Below are 19,309 nucleotides of genomic sequence, written 5' to 3'. Positions count from 1 at the left end.
GAGCCGCCTTGGGAGCGAGTTGGAAGGCGGTCCTTATCCGTGACAGACTGAACCGCCCCCCTCTTTCGAGGACAGGACGTTGGAACGCGACCTCATTCTGACCAAGCTGCGCCTTAGCAAGCCCTATCTTGCAGAGCGCTACGGATTGGTCTCGCTAGCGCTGTTCGGTTCGGTCTCGCGCGGAACAGCAAGCGCTGATAGCGACATCGACATCCTCGTCGACTTCGACGGACCCGCTACTTCGGAGCGTTACTTCGGCGTGCAATTCCACCTCGAAGACCAGTTGGGCCGTCCCGTTGATCTGGTGACCGAAAAGGCCTTGCGCAACGAGTTACGCCCCCTGGTGGAGAGAGACGCCATCCATGTCTGATGAGCGCCTCTGGACGTTCTACATCGAAGACATGCTCGACTTCACCCAGAAGGCCATCACCTATTGCCAAGGCCTGGACAGAGCTACCTTCGTGACCAACACCCTGGTCTATGATGCGACGCTGCGTAATCTCGAACTGATCGGCGAAGCCGCGACACGCATTCCAACGGTCGTGCGCGATAGTCATCCAGACATTCCCTGGCGCCAGGTCATAGCGACGCGCAATCGGCTGATCCATGGCTACCTGGGTATCGATGACGACATCCTCTGGAGCATCATCCAGGATGATCTGCCAAGGCTTCGAGAGCAGCTCGACTCCCTGAGAGCAGCCATTTGAAAACCCGGACCTAACGGCGACTGACCTTCGAGATCCATGACATGGACGTGAGCAAGACCAAGACCAGTTTCTATCGCCGCCTCTATGTGGCCTGGCTGGTGGCCAGCGGCACCGCCACCAACGTGCCGGCCCTGATGGCCGCCACCGGCATGCCGCGGCGTACCGCCCAGGACACCTTGCTGGCGCTGGCCGACCTGGATATCGACTGCCAGTTCGTGCAAGGCGAAGGCGCCCGCAACAACGCCGGTGGCTACGAGATCCGCGACTGGGGTGCGGTAGACCCGCGCTGGGTCGAGCGGGAGCTGGCGCGGATCAAGACGGTCCTGGGTTATCCCTGAACCCTAAAAATCTAGTACCTGCACCACGTCATAGGCGGGCGTTTCGTAGGGATGCGCCGCCTTGAGCGCCGCCACGGCCTGGCGGGCGATCTGTTCGTCGGCCAGCACCAACTCCACCCGCCACTCCGTCACCCGTTCGAGACTGCCCTGCTCGCCCAGGTGCGGCTGGCTGCCCGGTAGCGGCCGAAACTGGCCGAGGCCCCGGACCTGCCAGCAGCAGCTGTCGTAGCAGCCGATGCGACCGCCGCCCACGGCGAAGATCGCCTGTTTGACGGCTTCCAGGTGGGAGTCGGGGACGTAGAAGCAGAGTTTCAGCATGATGACGCTCTCGGGTTGGGCGGCCCTCACCCCAGCCCTCTCCCTTAGGGAGAGGGGGCAGGAGCGCTGCGGCGGACGCCTGGTGGCTCGCCGTCGGTTTGGAAAGAGAGCATATGAGGCCAGGCTTCCCCGACCGCAGGTCGAGGAAGCCTGGCCAGACGCCGAACCCTTAGTCCACCCAGACCCGCGCATTGCGGAACAGGCGCATCCAGCCGCCGTCCTCGCCCTGCCAGTCGGCGGGAATCCAGGAATTCTGGACCGCGCGGAAGCAGCGCTCGGGGTGCGGCATCATCAGCAGCACGCGACCATCCTGGCTGGACAGCCCGGTGATGCCCAGCGGCGAGCCGTTGGGGTTGGCCGGATAGGTCTCGGTGACCTTGCTGTGGCCGTCGACGTAGCGCAGCGCCACGGTACCGGACACATCAGCCGCGATCAGCGCCTCCTGGTTCGGGTACTCGGCGAAGCCTTCGCCGTGGGCGATGGCGATGGGCAGGCGCGACCCGGCCATGCCGGCGAGGAACAGCGAGGGCGAATCCTGCACCTGGACCATGGCCACCCGCGCCTCGAACTGCTCGGAGCGGTTGCGCACGAAGCGCGGCCAGAATTCGCTGCCGGGCACCAGCTCGCGCAGGTTGGCGACCATCTGGCAGCCGTTGCACACGCCCAGGGTGAAGGTGTCGGTACGCTCGAAGAACTGCTGGAAGCCATCACGGGCACGGGCGTTGAACAGGATGGACTTGGCCCAGCCACCGCCGGCGCCGAGGACGTCGCCGTAGGAGAAGCCACCGCAGGCCACCACGCCCTTGAAGTCCGCCAGGTCGATACGCCCGGAGAGGATGTCGCTCATGTGCACGTCGATGGCGGAGAAGCCGGCGCGATCAAAGGCCGCCCCCATCTCCACCTGGCCGTTGACGCCCTGCTCGCGGAGGATGGCGACCTGCGGCCGCACGCCCTTCTTGATGTAGGGGGCGCTGATGTTCTCGTTGGGGTCGTAGGACAGCTTGGCCGACAGACCCGGATGATCCTCTTCCAGCAGGGCATCGAATTCCTGCTGGGCGCACTCGGCGTTGTCGCGCAGGCGCTGGATCTGGAAGCTGGTCTCGCTCCACAGACGCTGCAGCATCCGGCGCTCGGCGCGATAGAGATGCTCGTCGTGGTAGTGGATGTTGATCTCGTAGCCGTTGACCGGATTGCCGATCACCGCCACGCAGTCTTCCAGGCCGGCGGCGCTGAATTGGGCCAGCACCTCGTGGGTGAAGTCCTGGGGCACCTGGATGACGGCACCCAGCTCTTCGGCGAACAGCGCACGGGTCAGTTCGTCACGGTCGGCGGCCAGGGCATCCAGACGCAAGGCCAGGCCACAGTGACCGGCGAAGGCCATTTCCACCAGGGTGGTGATGAGGCCGCCGTCGGAACGGTCGTGGTAGGCCAGCAGCAGGCCGTCCTGATTGAGGCCCTGGATCACGGCGAAGAAGGCCTTGAGGTCTTCGGCTTCGTCGACGTCGGGAGCCGCCTGGCCGAGTTTGCCGTGGGTCTGGGCAAGGATGGAACCGCCCAGGCGATTCTGACCACGACCCAGATCGATGAGGATCAGGTCGGTCTGGCCCTTGTCCAGGCGCAGCTGGGGGGTCAGGGTGCGGCGGATGTCCTGCACCGGGGCGAAGCCGGTGATCACCAGCGACAGCGGCGCGGTGACGCTCTTGTCTTCGCCGCCGTCCTGCCAGCGGGTCTTCATGGACATGGAGTCCTTGCCCACCGGGATGGTGATGCCCAGCTGCGGGCACAGCTCCATGCCCACCGCCTTGACGGTTTCATAGAGGCGTGCGTCTTCGCCCGGGTGACCGGCGGCGGCCATCCAGTTGGCGGACAGCTTGATGTCACCGAGCTTCTCGATACGCGCGGCGGCCAGGTTGGTGACGGTCTCGCCAATCGCCATGCGGCCGGAAGCGGGGGCGTCGAGCAGGGCCAGCGGGGTGCGCTCGCCCATGGCCATGGCCTCGCCGGTATAGACGTCGAAGCTGGTGGCGGTGACGGCGCAGTCGGCGACCGGCACCTGCCAGGGGCCGACCATCTGATCGCGAGCGACCAGGCCGGTGATGGTGCGGTCGCCGATGGTGATCAGGAAGCTCTTGCTGGCCACGGCCGGGTGACGCAGGACGCGCTCCACCGACTCGGTCAGGTCCAGGCCGGCGCCATCGAAGGCATCGCCCAGTTCGGCTTCACGGGTCACGCTGCGGTGCATGCGCGGCGGCTTGCCCAGCAGCACCTCCAGCGGCATGTCCACGGCGTTGTTGCCGAAGTGGCTGTCGGCCACCGTCAGCTGGCGCTCTTCGGTGGCCTCACCGACCACGGCGAAGGGGCAACGCTCGCGCTCGCAGATGGCCTTGAAGGTCTCGAAGTTCTCGGCGTCCACGGAGAGCACGTAGCGCTCCTGGGACTCGTTGCACCAGATCTCCAGCGGGCTCATGCCCGGCTCGTCGTTGGGCACGTTGCGCAGTTCGAAACGGCCGCCGCGACCGGCATCGTTGACCAGTTCGGGGAAGGCGTTGGACAGGCCGCCCGCACCCACGTCGTGGATGAAGGTGATGGGGTTGTTTTCACCCAGCTGCCAGCAGCGGTCGATGACCTCCTGGCAGCGGCGCTCCATTTCCGGGTTCTCGCGCTGCACCGAGGCGAAATCCAGGTCGGCGGAGCTGGCGCCGGTGGACATGGACGAGGCCGCGCCGCCGCCCAGGCCGATCAGCATGGCCGGGCCGCCCAGCACGATAAGCTTGCCGCCCACCGAGATGTCACCCTTCTGCACGTGGTCGGCGCGGATGTTGCCCAGGCCGCCGGCGAGCATGATCGGCTTGTGGTAGCCGCGCACCTCGGGACCTCGGGGGGTCTCGACCTGCTGCTCGAAGGTACGGAAGTAGCCGGCCAGGGCCGGACGGCCGAATTCATTGTTGAAGGCGGCGCCACCCAGCGGGCCTTCGATCATGATGTCCAGCGGGGTGACGATGCGCTCGGGCTTGCCGTAGGGCTGCTCCCAGGGCTGCTCGAAACCGGGGATATTCAGGTTGGAGACGGTGAATCCGGTCAGGCCGGCCTTGGGCTTGGAGCCGCGACCGGTGGCGCCTTCGTCGCGGATCTCGCCGCCGGAGCCGGTGGAGGCGCCGGGGAAGGGGGCGATGGCGGTCGGGTGGTTGTGGGTCTCCACCTTCATCAGGATGTGCACGGGCTGGCTGTGCGCCCCGTATTCGCGGGACTCGGCGTCGGGGTAGAAGCGCCCGGCGGTGAAGCCTTCCATGACCGCGGCGTTGTCCTTGTAGGCGGACAGCACACCGGTGCGGTTCAGCTCAAAGGTGTTCTTGATCATGCCGAACAGGGACTTCTCCTGGCTCTCGCCGTCGATGTCCCAGCTGGCATTGAAGATCTTGTGCCGGCAGTGCTCGGAGTTGGCCTGGGCGAACATCATGAGTTCGACGTCGTGGGGATTGCGCCCCAGGGTGGTGAAGCTCTTCACCAGGTAGTCGATCTCGTCTTCGGCCAGGGCCAGGCCCAGCTCCAGGTTGGCGCGCTCCAGGGCGGCGCGACCGCCACCGAGTACGTCCACCGCGGTGAGCGGCTTGGGCGTGGCATGGCTGAAGATGTCGGCGGCGGCGTCCAGGGTCGGCAGCACGCGCTGGGTCATGCGGTCATGCAGGGCCGCGGCCAGCTGCGCGTGGGCGGCGGCGTCCAGCTCGCCGGCGACGTAGTAGGCCACGCCCCGCTCCAGGCGCTCGATCTGCGCCAGACCACAGTTGTGGGCGATGTCGGTGGCCTTGCTCGACCAGGGCGAGATGGTGCCCAGACGGGGCACGATGAGGAACAGCGCGCCGCTGGGTTCCTGCTGGGGGACGCTGGGGCCGTATTGCAGCAGTCGGCCGAGGATGCCCTCTTCCTCCGCGCTCAGGGTGCCGGCGACTTCGGCGAAATGAACGAACTCGGCATAGAGCCCGGAGACGCCGGGAACCAGACGAGTCAGCTGGTCGAGAAGTTTGCCGTGACGGAACGAAGAAAGAGCGGGAGCGCCGCGCAGGATCAGCATCGGGGACAGCCTCGGGGCCAAGTCACTTTGGGGCCGTGCATTCTAGCCTAAAGGCGCGCTCGGGACACCTTCCGGCGACGAGGGTTCATCCAGGCTTACCACCAAGACTGTATGTATAAAATGGGCGCTTTGCCACTTCTCGCGTATACTGCCCGCCGACACGGCCTGCCGCCCCCATGGACGCGGCTCCCCATTGGGCTCAGGATAGAGCCTTTGGCCGGACCGGTGGCGCGGAGCGTCCCGACGATAACGAAAGGCCCCAGGAGGGCCGACCGATAGGCGCGTCAGCAAGGCGCCAGTGCCGTTTTGATGCCGTATGGCCGAGCTAGCCCATTTGAATAGAGCCTTCAAGCGATTCGCCTGGCTTACCCTGCCCTTCCTCGCCCTGCTCATGAGTTGCGGGGAAGCGGACGTGCCCGCGCCGCCCAAGCCGACCGCCCTCGAGCAGGTCCAGCAGGCGGGCGTGCTGCGCGTGGTGACGCGCAACAGCCCGGCGACCTACTTCCAGGACCGTAACGGCGAGACCGGCTTCGAGTACGAACTGGTCAAGGGCTTCGCTGAATCGCTCAAGGTGCGCCTGGAAATCAGCACTGCCGACAATCTCGACGACCTCTTCAATCGCCTGACCGCGCCGGACGGCCCGGTCATCGCCGCCGCCGGCCTCACGCCCTCCGCCAATCGCCAGGGCCTGAAGTTTTCCCGCAGCTATCTCGACGTGGTGCCCCAGGTCATCTACCGCAATGGCACCGTGCGTCCCAGTACGCCGAAGGACCTGGTCGGCAAGCGCATCCTGGTGCTCAAGGGCAGCAGCCAGGCCCAGCAGCTCAGAGCGCTGCAGGCCCAGGTGCCGGAGCTCGCCTTCGACGAATCCGACCAGGTGGAGGTCAGCGATCTGCTGCGCATGGTCGACGAAGGCCAGATCGACCTGACCCTGGTGGATTCCAACGAACTGGCCATGAACCAGGTGTACTTCCCCAACGTGCGGGTAGCCTTCGACCTGGGCGACAACCAGGGCCAGGCCTGGGCACTGCAGCCCGGTGAAGACAACAGCCTGCTCGATGCGGTCAACGCCTACCTGGACAAGGTGCGTCGCGATGGCACCCTGCAGCAACTCAAGGAGCGCTACTACGGCCACGTCGACGTCCTCGGCTACGTCGGCGCCTACACCTTCGCCCAGCACCTCCAGGAGCGTCTGCCCAAGTACGAGAAGCACTTCCGCAAGGTGGCGCAGAAGCACCAGCTGGACTGGCGCCTGCTCGCCGCCATGGGCTACCAGGAATCGCTGTGGACGGCGGACGCTACCTCCAAGACCGGGGTGCGCGGCCTGATGATGCTGACCAACAACACCGCCCAGGCCATGGGCGTGGCCAACCGCCTGGACCCCGAGCAGAGCATCACCGGTGGTGCCAAGTATTTCGACCAGATTCGTGACGAGCTGCCGGACAGCATCAAGGAGCCGGATCGTACCTGGTTCGCCCTGGCCACCTACAACATCGGCATCGCCCACATCCTCGACGCCCGCCGCCTGGCCGAATCCCAGGGCCTGGACCCGGATCGCTGGCTGGATGTGAAGAAGATGCTGCCGCGCCTGGCGCAGAAGCAGTGGTACAGCAAGACCCGCTACGGCTACGCCCGCGGCGGCGAGACGGTGGAGTTCGTACAGAACGTGCGCCGTTACTACGACATCCTCACCTGGACCACCCAGCCGCAGATGGAAGGCCAGCAACTGGCCAAGACCGGCCTGCACGTCCCCGCCGTGTCCGACGCCCGCCCGGCCCAGGAAGCGCCGCAGGATATGTAGCCTGAGGCGTGCCGTTGTTCAGCCGATGCGCCGGTACCGCCCCCTCTCCCTCGGGGAGAGGGCTGGGGTGAGGGCCGCCGGGCTCGAAACACCGTAGCGTGAAAAACCGCGTCAGCGTTTCCCCACTGGCACCCTCCCGCGTGGACAAGGCTGCGCCGTTGTCCACACTACACCCCCTTTCCCCTCTCCCCTGGGGAGAGGGTTGGGGCGAGGAAGGTGCCCGCCTGGGCCGCTACGCCTTGGGCTTCTGGATCAACTTGTCCACCGCTCGCGCCGCGGCCACCATGCCGAAGGTGGCGGTGACCATCATCACCGCGCCGAAGCCGCCGGCGCAGTCCAGGCGCACGCCTTCGCCGACGAAGCTCTTCTGCTGGCAGACGCTGCCGTCCGGCTTGGGATAGCGCAGCTGTTCGGTGGAGAAGACGCAGGGCACGCTGTAGTGGCGGCTGGGATTGCGCGAAAAGCCGTAGTCACGACGCAGCAGCGAGCGTACCCGCGAGGCCAGGGGGTCGTTGTAGGTGCGATTGAGGTCTACCACCTGGATCTGGGTGGGGTCGATCTGGCCGCCGGCGCCGCCAGTGGTGACGATGGCGATCTTGCGCCTCTTGCACCAGGCGATCAGCGCCGCCTTGGAGGCCACGCTGTCGATGCAGTCCAGCACCAGGTCGAGGTCTGCGGTGATGTAGTCGGCCATGGTCTCGCGGGTGACGAAGTCCGCCACCGCCTTGACTTCGCAGGCCGGATTGATGGCCTGGATGCGCTCGGCCATCACCGCGACCTTGGGCCGCCCCACCTGGCCTTCCAAGGCATGCACCTGGCGATTGGTGTTGCTGACGCAGACGTCGTCCAGGTCGAACAGGCTGATGCGGCCGACGCCGCTGCGGGCCAGGGCCTCGGCGGCCCAGGAACCCACCCCGCCGATACCCACCACGGCGACGTGACTGGCGGCCAGGCGCTCGACGGCTTCCTGCCCATAGAGCCGGGCGATCCCGCCGAAGCGTTGTTCATCGAACGTCATGAAGGCTTTCCACAAAAGCCACAGTATAGGTTTTCCTTTACCATACCGCTCCCCCTGAACCCTAGCCGCCTCCCGGGACCCGCCATGACCACCGCCCTCACCCCCACCCTGGAACTCGCCTGCGACCTGATCGGCCGGGCCTCGGTCACGCCGCTGGACGAAGGCTGCCAGGCCCTGATGATGCAGCGCCTGGAGCGCCTGGGCTTCGCCCTCGAACCCCTGCGCATCGAGGAGGTGGACAACTTCTGGGCGCGGCGTGGCGGCGAGGGTCCCGTGCTGTGCTTCGCCGGTCACACCGACGTGGTGCCCACCGGTCCGCTGGAGGCCTGGCAGCAGGCGCCCTTCAATGCCCACGTGGATGCCGACGGCATGCTGCGCGGCCGTGGCGCCGCCGACATGAAGGGCAGCCTGGCGAGCATGATCATCGCCGTGGAGCGCTTCGTCGCCGACCACCCCGACCATCGCGGCGCCATCGCCTTCCTCATCACCAGCGACGAAGAAGGCCCGGCGCTGCACGGCACCCGCGCCGTGGTGGAACGCCTGCGCGAGCGCGGCGAGCGGCTGGACTGGTGCATCGTCGGCGAACCCTCCAGCACCCGCCTGCTGGGTGACGTGGTCAAGAACGGTCGCCGCGGCTCGCTCAACGGCCGCCTGACCGTACGCGGCAAGCAGGGGCACGTGGCCTATCCGCACCTGGCGCGCAACCCCATCCACCTGGCGGCCCCGGCTCTGGCGGATCTCGCCGCCGAGCAGTGGGACGCGGGCAATGCCTTCTTCCCACCCACCAGTTTCCAGATTTCCAACCTCAATTCCGGCACCGGCGCCGGCAACGTGGTGCCCGGCGAGCTGCAGGCGCTGTTCAATTTCCGCTTCTCCACCGAATCCACCGTGGAGGGCCTGCAGGCCCGCGTCGAGGCCATCCTCGATCGCCACGGCCTGGACTGGCACATCGACTGGTCGCTGTCCGGCCTGCCCTTCCTCACCGAGCCGGGCGAGTTGCTCGACGCCGTTGCGGCCAGCGTGGAAGCCGTCACCGGCTATCGCCCCGAGGCCTCCACCAGCGGCGGCACCTCGGATGGCCGCTTCATCGCCACCCTGGGTGCCCAGGTGGTGGAACTGGGTCCGGTCAACGCCACCATCCACCAGGTGGACGAGCACGTGCTGGCCAGCGACCTGGATCTGCTGACCGAGGTCTACTACGGCACCCTGGTACGGTTGCTGGCATGAAGCTGATCTGTCCGCTCTGCCAGGCCCCGCTGGCCGAGGTCGACGGCGGCGTCGGCTGCCCGGCCGGTCATCGCTTCGATCGCGCCCGCCAGGGCTATCTGAATCTGCTGCCGGTGCAGCACAAGAAGAGTCTGGACCCGGGTGACAACGCCGCCATGGTCGAGGCGCGCCGGCGCTTTCTCGATGCCGGCCACTACGCGCCCCTGGCCGAACGCCTGGCGCAACTGGCCGCCGAACGCGCGCCCCAGCGCTGGATCGACGTGGGCTGTGGCGAAGGCTTCTATACCGCGCGCCTGGCCCAGGCCCTGCCCGCGGCCGACGGCTATGCCCTGGACATCTCCCGCGAAGCGGTGCGCCGCGCCTGTCGCCGCACTCCGGTCCTGACCTGGCTGGTGGCGAGCATGGCGCGGCTGCCGCTGCCGGACGCCAGTTGCCAGTTGCTGGCCAGCGTCTTCAGCCCCATCGACTGGAGCGAAGCCCAGCGTGTGCTGGCCCCCGGTGGCGGCATCCTGCGCCTGGGCCCGGCCAGCGCCCACCTGCTGGAGCTGCGCCAGCGCCTCTACGATGAGGTGCGCGACTATGCCGAGGACAAGCACCTGCAGGATCTGCCGCCGGGGCTGGAACTGGCCCACAGCGAGGGGCTCGAATTCGTGCTGCCGCTGGCCGAGCGCCAGACCCGCGAAGACCTGCTGGCCATGACGCCCCACGGCTGGCGGGTCAATGCCGAGCGCCGCGAGCGCGTGCTGGCCGAGCCCTTCGAAGTACGAGTCGCCGTGCGTTACGATTGGATCGTCAAATCCGGAGCCTAAGTCCCATGCGCCAGCCCGATATCGAAATCTACCTCAAGGACGTCGACCGGGACGCCGTCTCAGCCTGGCTCGAACAGGTGTTCGCCATGCCTTGCGCCTGGCAGGCCAGGGGGCAGACCTTCAAGTGCACCCTGCGCTATGGCGGCGAGTCCATTCCGGTCACCTGGCTGCCGAAGGCGGTGGGCAAGTGGCATAGCCTGCTGCTGGAAAGCGATGTTTCACCCTGGGTGGACGACCTGGCGTGCGCGCGGGATGCCCAGGCGGCGTTGCAGGTGCAGGTGCGCTGCGCCCCGAGTGGCTGGAGCGAAGAGGAAGACGAGGAAGCCGCGGATCGCTGGCTGAAGGTCACGGATGCCGGTGTCGAGGAGATCGTCTGGCGGACCGAGTGACCTGAATTCGCGAGGAGCCTGGCGCTCCTCGCGAGACGGGCTTACAGCCTGTTCAAAGGCTCGCGAGCTAGAGACAAACAAGGCCTAGGCGGCCCCGCGAAAATAGCTGAGGAAGCGGATCGGACCCGCGCTCGATAAATGAGCATTCCGACCGGGCTGGCGACCCAGGCCATTTTCAACGCCGTTTGACCGACGCGCAGCAGACTTTGAATAGGCTCTTACAGCCGGGCGACGTCTTCGGCCTGCAGGCCCTTCTGGCCTTCGATCACCGAAAACTCCACCTGCTGGCCCTCGACCAGGGACCGGTGTCCTTCACCGCGGATGGCGCGGTAGTGAACGAACACGTCGGCACCGCCTTCGCGTTGAATGAATCCATAGCCCTTGGCGTCATTGAACCACTTGACGGTCCCGGTTTCGCGCTGCTCACCCATCACATCTCTCCGAAGCTTTCTGGATTTCCTATCCCTGGTCGCCCAAACGCGAGCAACCGGGTTGCCTTGTTGTGTCGGTACGGACTACGTGCCGGCAACGCCACCCGCGGGCAGCCCTGCCAAGCGTCGGCAAAAACTTGCCGATACCTTATGAAGCATGGCTTCCCCGGCAAAATCAACGTTCTTTACGCAAAGTGCCATCATAGCTGGAAGCCACGTCAGCGCCGGGTTTCCGTCGATTCGCCAGGCAATTTCTTAGCCCGGGTGACAAGACCGCAACGAGCAGGTCGAAGTCTGCACAAGACGGGTGGTTTTACGCCCGCCAGGCCTTCCGGCACACTGCCGCCTCGTCAATCCGGTAGCCCTTCATGACTCGTTCGCCGCTGCGTCTCCTGGCCTTTTCCCTGCTCAAGCGCCTGCTCTACCTCTGGGTTCGCTCCGAGACCACCCAGGCCGCCAGCCTGCTCAGCCGCATCGATCCGACCAAACCGGTGCTCTATGTCCTACCCGAGGCCTCGCTGAGCGACCTGGCGGTACTCGACCGGGAATGCCGCAAGGCCGGACTGCCACGGCCACTGCGCCCGCTGGTACTGGGTAGCAAGACCGAGCCACTGGCCTACTTCAATGCCGTCGGCAAGCCGGACTGGCGCGGGCGACCGGCGCGGCGCTCGGTACCACCCACCCTGCGCCGGGTGGTGGCCGCCGTGACCGAGCAGCAACTGGACGACGTCCAGCTGGTACCCGTCAGTGTCTTCTGGGGCCAGTCGCCGGATCGCGAGACCAGTCCCTGGAAGCTACTTTGGGCGGACAACTGGGTGGTGACCGGACGGCTGCGCAAGGCCGCACGCATCCTGGTACTGGGCCGGCTGACCCGGGTGCAGTTCTCCAAGCCGCTGTCGCTCGGCGAACTGGCTGCCCAGCGCCCCGATCCGCTGCGCCTGGAGCGGCTGGTGATGCGCCGTCTGCGCATCCACTTCCGCAACGTGCGCCAGGCGGTGATCGGCCCCGACCTCTCGCATCGCCGTACCCTGCTGCGCGGCTTGCTGCGGGCGCCCCAGGTCCGCGCGACCATCGCCCGAGAGGTGAGCCAGCGCAAGGCCACCCCCGGCCGCATCGAAGACGAAGCAGCGCACTATGCCCGGGAAATCGCCTCGGACTTCTCCTATCCGGTGGTGCGCTGCCTGGACGTCGGCCTGCGCTGGTTCTGGAACAGCATCTACCAGGGCGTGACGGTCAGCCACATCGAGCGCATCCAGGAGATGGCGCCGGGCCACACCGTGGTCTACGTGCCCTGCCACCGCAGCCACATCGACTACCTGCTGCTGTCCTATCTGCTGTTCCAGAACGGTCTGACGCCGCCGCACATCGCCGCCGGCATCAACCTGGACATGCCGGTGGTGGGCAACATCTTGAGACGCGGCGGCGCCTTCTTCATGAGGCGCAGCTTCAAGGGCAACGCCCTCTATGCGGCGGTGTTCAACGAATACCTGCACAGCCTGTTCAGCCGCGGCTTCTCCACCGAATACTTCGTCGAAGGCGGCCGTTCGCGCACCGGGCGCACCCTGCAGCCGCGCACCGGCATGCTGGCCATGACCCTGCGCAGCTTCCTGCGCGACTCCCGTCGGCCCATCGTCTTCGTGCCCGTCTACATCGGCTACGAGAAGGTCTTCGAGGGCCGCACCTACCTGGGCGAGTTGCGTGGCGCCGCGAAGAAGAAGGAATCCATCTTCGACCTGGTGAAGGTCTTCGGCGCCCTGCGCCAGCGCTTCGGCCGGGTCTGGGTCAACTTCGGCGAGCCCATCCCCTTGCAGAGCTTCCTCGATGCCCGACAGCCGGGCTGGCGCGACGAACAACTGGACGAGGACTTCAAGCCGGCCTGGTTCACGCCGGTCACCCATGAGCTGGGCGAACGCATCGTGCGACGCATCAATGCCGCTGCGGCCGTCACCCCGGTCAACCTGGTGGCCCTGGCGCTGCTGTCGACCAACCGTCAGGCGCTGGACGAAGGCGCTCTCATACGCGCCATCGAGCTCTACCTGGACCTGTTACGGCGGGTGCCCTACTCCACCAGCGTCACCCTGCCGGAAGGCGACGGCCAGTCGATGATCGAAGAGGTCCGCGGCCTGGGCTTCCTTTCCGAGCAGCAGGATGCTCTAGGCCGCATCCTCTATCTGGACGAGCAGAATGCGGTCCTGATGACCTACTACCGCAACAACGTCCTGCACCTCTTCGCCATCCCGGCGCTGATCGCCAGCTTCTTCCAGAACACCGGGCGCATGACTCGCGAACTGATCCATAGATTCGCCCTGGCGCTCTATCCCTATCTGCAAGCCGAGTTGTTCATCCACTGGGAGCGTGAGGAACTGCCGCTGGTGGTGGACGGCTGGCTGGAAGCCATGGTAGAGCGCGGCCTGTTGCGCATCGAAGACGACGTCTTCGTGCGGGCAGCGCCCAGTTCGCGGCAGTTCGTCCGTCTGACCCTGCTGGCGCGAGCCATCCTGCAGACCCTGCAGCGCTACTACATGACCACCGCGCTGATCCTCAACCATGGCCAGAACAGCCTGACCGCGCCGCAACTGGAAGAGCTCTGCACGGTGATGGCCCAGCGGCTGTCGGTGCTGCACGGCCTCAATGCCCCGGAGTTCTTCGATAAGTCGCTGTTCCGTCACTTCATCCAGACGCTGTTGGCCGAAGGGGTACTGCGCAAGGCCGACGACGGCACCCTGGGTCATCACGAACTGCTCGGCGAGCTGGCCGAGGGCGCGGGCAAGCGGGTGCTGCCGGCGGAGATTCGCCTGTCGATCCGCCAGGTGGCGCTGGATCGCCCCGACGCCCCGGACCTGCCGGACAGCGAATCGCCACCCGCGGCGGGCAACTAAGCCGGTGCGGATGGGTCACAGCAGTCGATTTCAGTCCAGGATCTACCCATGAAAAGAATCGCCACCCTGCTCGCCACCTCGCTGCTGCTCAGCGCCTGTAGCGGGCTGCGCCCCGGTCCCGCGACGCCGCCGCCGGCCGGCCAGCCGCTGCCGCCCACCGAGCAGCCGCAGCCCACCACCCCCGGCACGCCCGCTCAGCCGAGCATGACCAGCCTCAGCGGCCAGGCCACCTTCACCGCCAACGAGCCGGTACCGCCCACCGCCAAGCTCACCGTCAGCCTCTACAGCGCCAGCGCGGGCGACACCCCAGCGGGTCGCCTCGCCCAGCGCACCCTGTTCGTCAAACAGCCCGGCCAGGTGCCCTTCCGTCTCGACTACGCGCCCTCGCGGGTCAAGAGTGGTGAGCGCTACCTGCTCAGCGGTCGCATCCTGCTCGGCGGTCGCCCGCTGTACCTGACCCAGGAGCCGGTGGTGGTCGACCTGAACGACGCGGGCGAGGTGGAGTTGCCGCTGCAGCCGGTGCGCTGAGTCGCCACGCTAACATGCTAGGATCGGGACCTTCGATCCGCCAGCTCCTCGCCGAGGTGCGCCTTGACTCCACGCCTCGCCATCAAGCGCTATGAGGGCGAACACCAGCCCCATGCCCATGCCTTCGCCCAGTTGGTGCTGCCCATTCAGGGCGGCATGGAGCTGGAGTTGGCCGGTCGCGGCGGCGCGCGGCTGCATACCGGTCTGGCCGCCCTGGTGGCGCCCGACTGCGATCATGCGCAGCGCTCCGCGCCGGACAGCCGCTTCCTGGTGATCGATTGCGCCACCGACTGGCTGCCGGCCCAGACGCTGGACCAGGCGCTCCGCCAACCCGGCCTGCCGATTCCACCGGCAGCGCGACAGTTGCTCGCCTTCGCCGAATTGACCCCGCCAGCGACCCTCACCCAGCACGCCAGCGAACTCACGCGCCTGCTCCTGCACTCCCTCACCGTCATCGTCCCTGCCTCGGCCTTCGACCGGCTGCTGACGCGGGTGGAGGCCCAGCCTGCGGGTGACTGGACCAACGCGGCCATGGCTACCCTGACCGGGGTCGGCCTGAGTCGCCTGCACCTGCTCTTTCACGAGCGCTTCGGCCAGACACCCCAGGCCTGGCTGACCGATCTGCGGCTGCGCCAGGCCCAGCGCTGGCTGGGAGACAGCCGCCTGCCCATCGCCGAGATCGCCCTGCGCGTCGGCTTTTCCGATCAGGCCGCCCTCACCCGGGCCATGACTCGCCGCCAGGGAATCAGTCCGGCCGCCTGGCGACGCAACCCGCGCCCGCCGGGCTAGTTCCCGCCTGGGTAAAAAACGCCGGAGCCTCGCGCAAGACCCGACCCTCTCTCGCTCGCCAGACTGCTGCCGAACCAACGAAGGCGAGCGATATGAACGAACGAGCGGTATCGGCGACGGGAATCGGCTATGGGGTCGCGGCAGGTCTGTGCTGGGGCGTGATCTTTCTCGCTCCGGCGCTGGTACCCGACCTCAGCGGCGCCCAGTTCGCCGTGCTGCGCTTTCTCTGCTACGGCGGGGTCTCCCTGGCGCTACTCCTGCCGCGCTGGCAGCGGCTGCGGGGCCAGCTCACCCGCACGGACAAACACCGCCTGTTCTGGCTGAGCCTGGTCGGCAACCTGGGCTACTACACCCTGGTCGGCGCCGGGGTGCAGCAGGCCGGCATCGCCGCGACCACCCTGATCGTCGGCCTGATTCCGCTGCTGGTGGCCCTGGCCGGACGCACCGACGCCGGGGCCGTGGGTGTCGAGCGCCTCTGGCCATCCTTGGCCTGCGCCCTGCTGGGGGTGGGGCTGATCAGCTACGAGGCGCTGACCGTCACGGCCCTGGGTGCCCAACCGGCGCTGGGTCTGCTCTGCGCCGGTGGTGCCCTGCTGTCCTGGAGTTGGTTCGCGGTGGCCAATACCCGTCACCTGGGCAAGACCCTCGTCGGCAGTCACGACTGGGGCCTGCTGCTGGGCGGGATGACCGGCCTCCAGGCACTGCTGGCCGCGCCCTTCCTGCTGGGGCCGGAACTGCTGGTGCGGACGCCGCAGGCCTGGGTGCAGCCGCTGCTGGTGGCCGCCGGCGTGGCGCTGCTCGCCTCGGTGGTCGGCGGCTTCTGCTGGAACCAGGCCAGTCGCCGCCTGCCGCTGACCCTGAGTGGCCAGGCCATCGTCATCGAAACGCTGTCTTCGCTGCTCTACGGCTTTCTCTGGCAGTGGCGGTGGCCGACGCTGCTGGAAGCCCTGGCCATCGGTCTGCTGATCGTGGGGGTGGTCTGGTGTCTGAGATGTCACCAGCAGCCCGCCCCGCTCGTGGCGTCAACCGGGGCGAGCGCCTAGTGCTCACCCCGATGACCGTCACGCTCAGAACAACCGGGCGATTTCGTTCAGGCTGAGGACGATGAACAGTGCGGCGGCCAGGCCCAGCAGGCCGTTGGACAACCAACCCGAACGCCACTCCTGGGGTACCCGCTTGGAGTTGAGCAGCCAGATCAGCGTCAGCGCCAGGAAGGGCATGAAGAAGGCGCCGAAGGCCCCGTAGGCGATGATCAGTCCGAACGGCCGGCCGAGCAGCAGCAGGACCATCGGCGGAAAGGTCAGCCAAAGCACATAGAAGCGGAAGGCGGGGGTCTGCTCCAGATCACCCCGCTCGCCAGTGCCCCCGGTGGCCTGGCGGACGAAGTCGGCGAACAGCAGGGACACGCCGTGCCAGACGCCCAGGATCGAGGAAAAGGTGGTCGCCGCGAAACCGATCAGGAAGATGGTGGAGACCACCGGACCGAAGCGCTGCTCCAGTACCTCGTCCAGATCGAGCAGACCGCGGTCGCCGCTGGACAAGGTGATCTGCGCGGTATGGAGCAACTCGGCACCGACGATCAGCATGGCGATGACGAAGATGCCGGTGGCGGCGTAGGCCACTTGGTTGTCCAGGCGCATCACGCCCATCCAGGCCGGGGTACGCCAGCCCTTGGCGTTCACCCAATAGCCATAGGCGGCCATGGTGATGGTGCCCCCGACTCCGCCGATGAGGCCCAAGGTATAGATCGCCGAGCCTTCAGGGATAGTCGGCACCAGTCCGGTGACGGCATGGCCGAGGTTGGGCATGACCAGGATGGCCAGGCCCACCACCACCACGAACATCACGCCGATGAAGAACTTCATCGCCGCCTCGAACACGGCATAGCGATTGAGCAGCACGAAGACCGCGCCGGCGATCCCCGAAAGCGCGCCCCAGGCCCAGAAGGGCAGCACATCGGGGAACAGGGCGGCCAGCGGCAGGGCCGTGGCGCTCATGGCGGTGCCGCCGTAGACGAACCCCCAGAGCACGATGTAGATGCCGAAGTACCAGTAGGTCCAGATGCCCAGGGAGCGCCACCCTTCGAGCATGGTCGAGCCGGTGGCCAGGTGGTAGCGGGCGGAGCCCTCGGCCAGGGCGATCTTGACGATGCAGCCCACCACAGCGGCCCAGAGCAGCGCATAGCCGAAGCGTGAGCCGGCGATGAGGGTGGCCACCAGGTCGCCGGCACCCACGCCGGTCACGGCGACGACGATGCCGGGGCCAACCAGCTTCCAGCGTGCCAGGGTGCCGCTCGGCGGCTGGGCGGAATCGGTCGCCGAGGGGGCGGGCGCGACCTTGTTGTTGTTCTCGGTCATGGGCTCTCTCCGGTGCGGGGACATGCCCCTCGACTGTCCCGGATGACCGGTCAGTCAACAAGCACCAGAGGATTACAAGGTGTGAGCGCTCTAGCTCGCGGCTAAGGCAGCGGCGGCAGGGCCCAGTCGATGGGCGCCAGGCCGGCATTGCGCAGGAATTCATTGGTGCGACCGAAGTGGCCATTGCCGAGAAAACCGCGATGGGCCGACAGCGGCGAGGGATGCGCCGACTTGAGGATCAGGTGCTTCTGCGGATCGATGAGGTTCTGCTTACTTTGGGCGTGGCTGCCCCAGAGCAGGAACACCAGGTTCTCCCGTTCGGCGCTGACCACCTCGATGATGCGGTCGGTGAAACGTTGCCAACCGGCCTTGGCGTGGGAGCCGGCGTTGGCCTGCTCCACGGTCAGCGAGGTGTTGAGCAACAGCACGCCCTGCTCCGCCCAGTGCTGCAGATAGCCGTGGTTGGGAATGGGCAGGTTCAGGTCGCGCTTGAGCTCCTTGAAGATGTTCTGCAGCGAGGGCGGTGCCGGGACGCCGGGCTGTACCGAGAAGCACAGGCCATGGGCCTGCCCCGGACCGTGATAGGGATCCTGGCCGAGGATGACCACCTTCACCTGGTCCAGCGGCGTGGTGTTTAGGGCGTTGAAGATCAGCGGACCGGGCGGAAAGATGACCTTGCCGGCGGCCTTTTCCCGCCGTAGGAAATCGCCCAGCTGGCGCATGTAGGGCTGCTCGAATTCGTCGCGCAGCGCGGCTTTCCATTGGGGGTCGAGCTTGATGCGATCGTCGTCCACGATGCGAGGCTTCCTGGTCAAGACAAGGGCAGCACCCTAGAAAAGCCGGCTGCCCCTGTCAAACCCGCTACCAGCGTGGCCCCCATCCCGGAGGACCAGGGCGTGGCCCCCAACCGGGCGGACGCGGCCCCCAGCCCGGCGGTCCCCAACCGGGACCGGGACCCCAGTGCGGCGGGGGCGGCGGTACCGGGCGATAGTAGTAGCCATAGGGCCGCACGATGACCGCTGGCGGCGGATAGGCCGGCGTGCCGTAGAAGACCGCCGCGGGCGGTGCCGGACGAGCGTAATAGCGAGGGGACGTGTCGTAGACGGTGCAGCCGGTAACGGTCAGGGCACAGAGCGACGCCAAGAGGAAATGGCGCATGGGAGATCTCCAGAACGGCCCGGATGGGCCTGAGGAAAGCTTAAGCTGCGCCCGCCGCTCGCGCTCGATTATCGCGCGTTCATTCAGCCGGGATTAAGAGACGCCGAGGGCCATCCCTCGTTGCTCAGCCGGCGCCCCGAGGCGGTGCACGCTACACCCAAGGCGCACTAAAGTCAGGCTCGCTCGTCCCTGGTAGCGACGGGAATCCGCGTCTGGCGCCCTGGCACGTATCTGGCTAGACCCTCGGCGTGCAGGAGCGCCGGCTCGACCGGTTTGAGGCACCACAATCGGCAATGGACGACTAGGGTTCCGGCTCGCCTGGCGAGTGACTGGTCCGAGAGTCGTCGACCTCCAGCGAGGTTACACGGCGGGACAAAAGCCCGGGAGACGCAGCGCCAGACGCTGGCTCCTGTCTTTCGTCTCTCACCTCCCGGAGGCCCGTCATGCATCTCCCTTACGCCCTGCCCACTCTTGCGTTGCAACGGACGCGA

The 19,309-nt window shown here is 66.9% G+C and carries 18 protein-coding genes and 1 riboswitch; of the genes, 11 read left to right on the top strand and 7 right to left on the bottom strand.

The features are described from left to right. The first annotated feature begins 79 nt into the window (after positions 1-79). Genes QZ471_RS09895 through QZ471_RS09885 form a run of 3 tightly spaced genes read left to right on the top strand, consistent with a single transcriptional unit; the run spans position 80 to position 1,045 of the window. Positions 80-370: a nucleotidyltransferase family protein gene (locus QZ471_RS09895; protein WP_295463197.1), complete on the top strand. Its 291-nt coding sequence runs from the start codon at positions 80-82 to the stop codon at positions 368-370. Next, on the top strand, positions 363-707 hold the full coding sequence (locus QZ471_RS09890; RefSeq protein WP_295463195.1) for a DUF86 domain-containing protein: 345 nt from the start codon (positions 363-365) through the stop codon (positions 705-707). Before QZ471_RS09895 ends, QZ471_RS09890 begins: the two co-directional genes overlap by 8 nt. A 41-nt stretch (positions 708-748) precedes the next feature. After that, on the top strand, positions 749-1,045 hold the full coding sequence (locus QZ471_RS09885; protein ID WP_295463193.1) for a winged helix-turn-helix domain-containing protein: 297 nt from the start codon (positions 749-751) through the stop codon (positions 1,043-1,045). A 3-nt stretch (positions 1,046-1,048) separates the two neighbouring features. On the opposite strand, the gene QZ471_RS09880 is transcribed toward QZ471_RS09885, so the two are convergent. Both QZ471_RS09880 and purL read right to left on the bottom strand, forming a co-directional pair. Beyond that, the gene (locus tag QZ471_RS09880) at positions 1,049-1,363 is read right to left on the bottom strand and encodes an NGG1p interacting factor NIF3 (RefSeq protein WP_295463191.1); all 315 of its coding nucleotides are present in this window, start codon (positions 1,361-1,363) and stop codon (positions 1,049-1,051) included. A gap of 169 nt (positions 1,364-1,532) precedes the next feature. Next, entirely contained in the window at positions 1,533-5,432 is a 3,900-nt protein-coding gene (purL, locus tag QZ471_RS09875; RefSeq protein WP_295463189.1) for a phosphoribosylformylglycinamidine synthase, read from the bottom strand. A 316-nt stretch (positions 5,433-5,748) separates the two neighbouring features. On the opposite strand from purL, the gene mltF reads away from it, so the two are divergent. Next, positions 5,749-7,233, top strand: a complete 1,485-nt coding sequence (gene mltF, locus QZ471_RS09870) for a membrane-bound lytic murein transglycosylase MltF (RefSeq protein ID WP_295463187.1) — start codon at positions 5,749-5,751, stop codon at positions 7,231-7,233. A gap of 232 nt (positions 7,234-7,465) precedes the next feature. On the opposite strand, the gene tcdA is transcribed toward mltF, so the two are convergent. Then, positions 7,466-8,251, bottom strand: coding sequence for a tRNA cyclic N6-threonylcarbamoyladenosine(37) synthase TcdA (gene tcdA / locus QZ471_RS09865; protein ID WP_295463185.1), 786 nt, complete (start codon positions 8,249-8,251; stop codon positions 7,466-7,468). 84 nt (positions 8,252-8,335) lie between these two features. Here tcdA and dapE point away from each other — a divergent pair, with 84 nt between their 5' ends. From dapE to QZ471_RS09850, 3 genes are read left to right on the top strand one after another with little or no spacing between them, the layout of a single operon-like run. Beyond that, positions 8,336-9,478 carry a succinyl-diaminopimelate desuccinylase gene (gene dapE, locus QZ471_RS09860; RefSeq protein ID WP_295463183.1) on the top strand — a complete coding sequence of 381 codons (1,143 nt, stop codon included), beginning with the start codon at positions 8,336-8,338 and terminating at the stop codon, positions 9,476-9,478. Then, positions 9,475-10,287, top strand: coding sequence for a putative RNA methyltransferase (locus QZ471_RS09855; protein ID WP_295463181.1), 813 nt, complete (start codon positions 9,475-9,477; stop codon positions 10,285-10,287). Before dapE ends, QZ471_RS09855 begins: the two co-directional genes overlap by 4 nt. 5 nt (positions 10,288-10,292) lie before the next feature. Then, positions 10,293-10,676: a hypothetical protein gene (locus QZ471_RS09850; protein WP_295463179.1), complete on the top strand. Its 384-nt coding sequence runs from the start codon at positions 10,293-10,295 to the stop codon at positions 10,674-10,676. Between the two features lie 218 nt (positions 10,677-10,894). Here QZ471_RS09850 and QZ471_RS09845 read toward each other — a convergent pair whose 3' ends face one another. Next, a complete protein-coding gene (locus QZ471_RS09845) occupies positions 10,895-11,107 on the bottom strand; it encodes a cold-shock protein (RefSeq protein ID WP_017641736.1) in 213 nt (70 codons plus the stop codon). Between the two features lie 368 nt (positions 11,108-11,475). On the opposite strand from QZ471_RS09845, the gene plsB reads away from it, so the two are divergent. From plsB to QZ471_RS09825, 4 genes are all read left to right on the top strand, one after another. Next, on the top strand, positions 11,476-13,986 hold the full coding sequence (gene plsB, locus QZ471_RS09840) for a glycerol-3-phosphate 1-O-acyltransferase PlsB (protein WP_295463174.1): 2,511 nt from the start codon (positions 11,476-11,478) through the stop codon (positions 13,984-13,986). Positions 13,987-14,034: 48 nt separating this feature from the next. Beyond that, a complete protein-coding gene (locus QZ471_RS09835; protein WP_295463172.1) occupies positions 14,035-14,514 on the top strand; it encodes a YbaY family lipoprotein in 480 nt (159 codons plus the stop codon). Positions 14,515-14,577: 63 nt separating this feature from the next. Beyond that, positions 14,578-15,303, top strand: a complete 726-nt coding sequence (locus QZ471_RS09830; protein ID WP_295463170.1) for an AraC family transcriptional regulator — start codon at positions 14,578-14,580, stop codon at positions 15,301-15,303. Positions 15,304-15,395: 92 nt separating this feature from the next. Then, positions 15,396-16,346, top strand: coding sequence for a DMT family transporter (locus QZ471_RS09825; protein ID WP_295463168.1), 951 nt, complete (start codon positions 15,396-15,398; stop codon positions 16,344-16,346). 24 nt (positions 16,347-16,370) lie between these two features. On the opposite strand, the gene QZ471_RS09820 is transcribed toward QZ471_RS09825, so the two are convergent. From QZ471_RS09820 to QZ471_RS09810, 3 genes are all read right to left on the bottom strand, one after another. Further along, positions 16,371-17,660 carry an Nramp family divalent metal transporter gene (locus QZ471_RS09820; RefSeq protein WP_295463165.1) on the bottom strand — a complete coding sequence of 430 codons (1,290 nt, stop codon included), beginning with the start codon at positions 17,658-17,660 and terminating at the stop codon, positions 16,371-16,373. 101 nt (positions 17,661-17,761) lie between these two features. After that, a complete protein-coding gene (ung, locus tag QZ471_RS09815) occupies positions 17,762-18,457 on the bottom strand; it encodes a uracil-DNA glycosylase (protein WP_295464667.1) in 696 nt (231 codons plus the stop codon). A 64-nt stretch (positions 18,458-18,521) separates the two neighbouring features. Next, positions 18,522-18,818, bottom strand: a complete 297-nt coding sequence (locus QZ471_RS09810) for a hypothetical protein (RefSeq protein WP_295463163.1) — start codon at positions 18,816-18,818, stop codon at positions 18,522-18,524. Positions 18,819-19,108: 290 nt separating this feature from the next. After that, positions 19,109-19,207, top strand: a riboswitch (guanidine-I (ykkC/yxkD leader). Positions 19,208-19,309: the final 102 nt, after the last annotated feature.

Origin of the sequence: uncultured Pseudomonas sp., assembly GCF_913774235.1 — a bacterium.
Taxonomy (GTDB): Bacteria; Pseudomonadota; Gammaproteobacteria; order Pseudomonadales; family Pseudomonadaceae; genus Chryseomonas.
The sequence above is the reverse complement of the archived record's forward strand: the minus strand, read 5'-3'. Positions and strand labels throughout refer to the sequence as shown.

Coding starts and splice junctions, on each gene's coding strand:
- QZ471_RS09845 (WP_017641736.1), bottom strand. CDS start 11,107: ATGGGTGAGCAGCGCGAAACCGGGACCGTCAAGTGGTTCAATGACGCC.
- mltF (WP_295463187.1), top strand. CDS start 5,749: ATGGCCGAGCTAGCCCATTTGAATAGAGCCTTCAAGCGATTCGCCTGG.
- QZ471_RS09820 (WP_295463165.1), bottom strand. CDS start 17,660: ATGACCGAGAACAACAACAAGGTCGCGCCCGCCCCCTCGGCGACCGAT.
- purL (WP_295463189.1), bottom strand. CDS start 5,432: ATGCTGATCCTGCGCGGCGCTCCCGCTCTTTCTTCGTTCCGTCACGGC.
- dapE (WP_295463183.1), top strand. CDS start 8,336: ATGACCACCGCCCTCACCCCCACCCTGGAACTCGCCTGCGACCTGATC.
- QZ471_RS09885 (WP_295463193.1), top strand. CDS start 749: ATGGACGTGAGCAAGACCAAGACCAGTTTCTATCGCCGCCTCTATGTG.
- QZ471_RS09880 (WP_295463191.1), bottom strand. CDS start 1,363: ATGCTGAAACTCTGCTTCTACGTCCCCGACTCCCACCTGGAAGCCGTC.
- QZ471_RS09890 (WP_295463195.1), top strand. CDS start 363: ATGTCTGATGAGCGCCTCTGGACGTTCTACATCGAAGACATGCTCGAC.
- QZ471_RS09850 (WP_295463179.1), top strand. CDS start 10,293: ATGCGCCAGCCCGATATCGAAATCTACCTCAAGGACGTCGACCGGGAC.
- plsB (WP_295463174.1), top strand. CDS start 11,476: ATGACTCGTTCGCCGCTGCGTCTCCTGGCCTTTTCCCTGCTCAAGCGC.
- QZ471_RS09810 (WP_295463163.1), bottom strand. CDS start 18,818: ATGCGCCATTTCCTCTTGGCGTCGCTCTGTGCCCTGACCGTTACCGGC.
- QZ471_RS09855 (WP_295463181.1), top strand. CDS start 9,475: ATGAAGCTGATCTGTCCGCTCTGCCAGGCCCCGCTGGCCGAGGTCGAC.
- QZ471_RS09835 (WP_295463172.1), top strand. CDS start 14,035: ATGAAAAGAATCGCCACCCTGCTCGCCACCTCGCTGCTGCTCAGCGCC.
- tcdA (WP_295463185.1), bottom strand. CDS start 8,251: ATGACGTTCGATGAACAACGCTTCGGCGGGATCGCCCGGCTCTATGGG.
- QZ471_RS09825 (WP_295463168.1), top strand. CDS start 15,396: ATGAACGAACGAGCGGTATCGGCGACGGGAATCGGCTATGGGGTCGCG.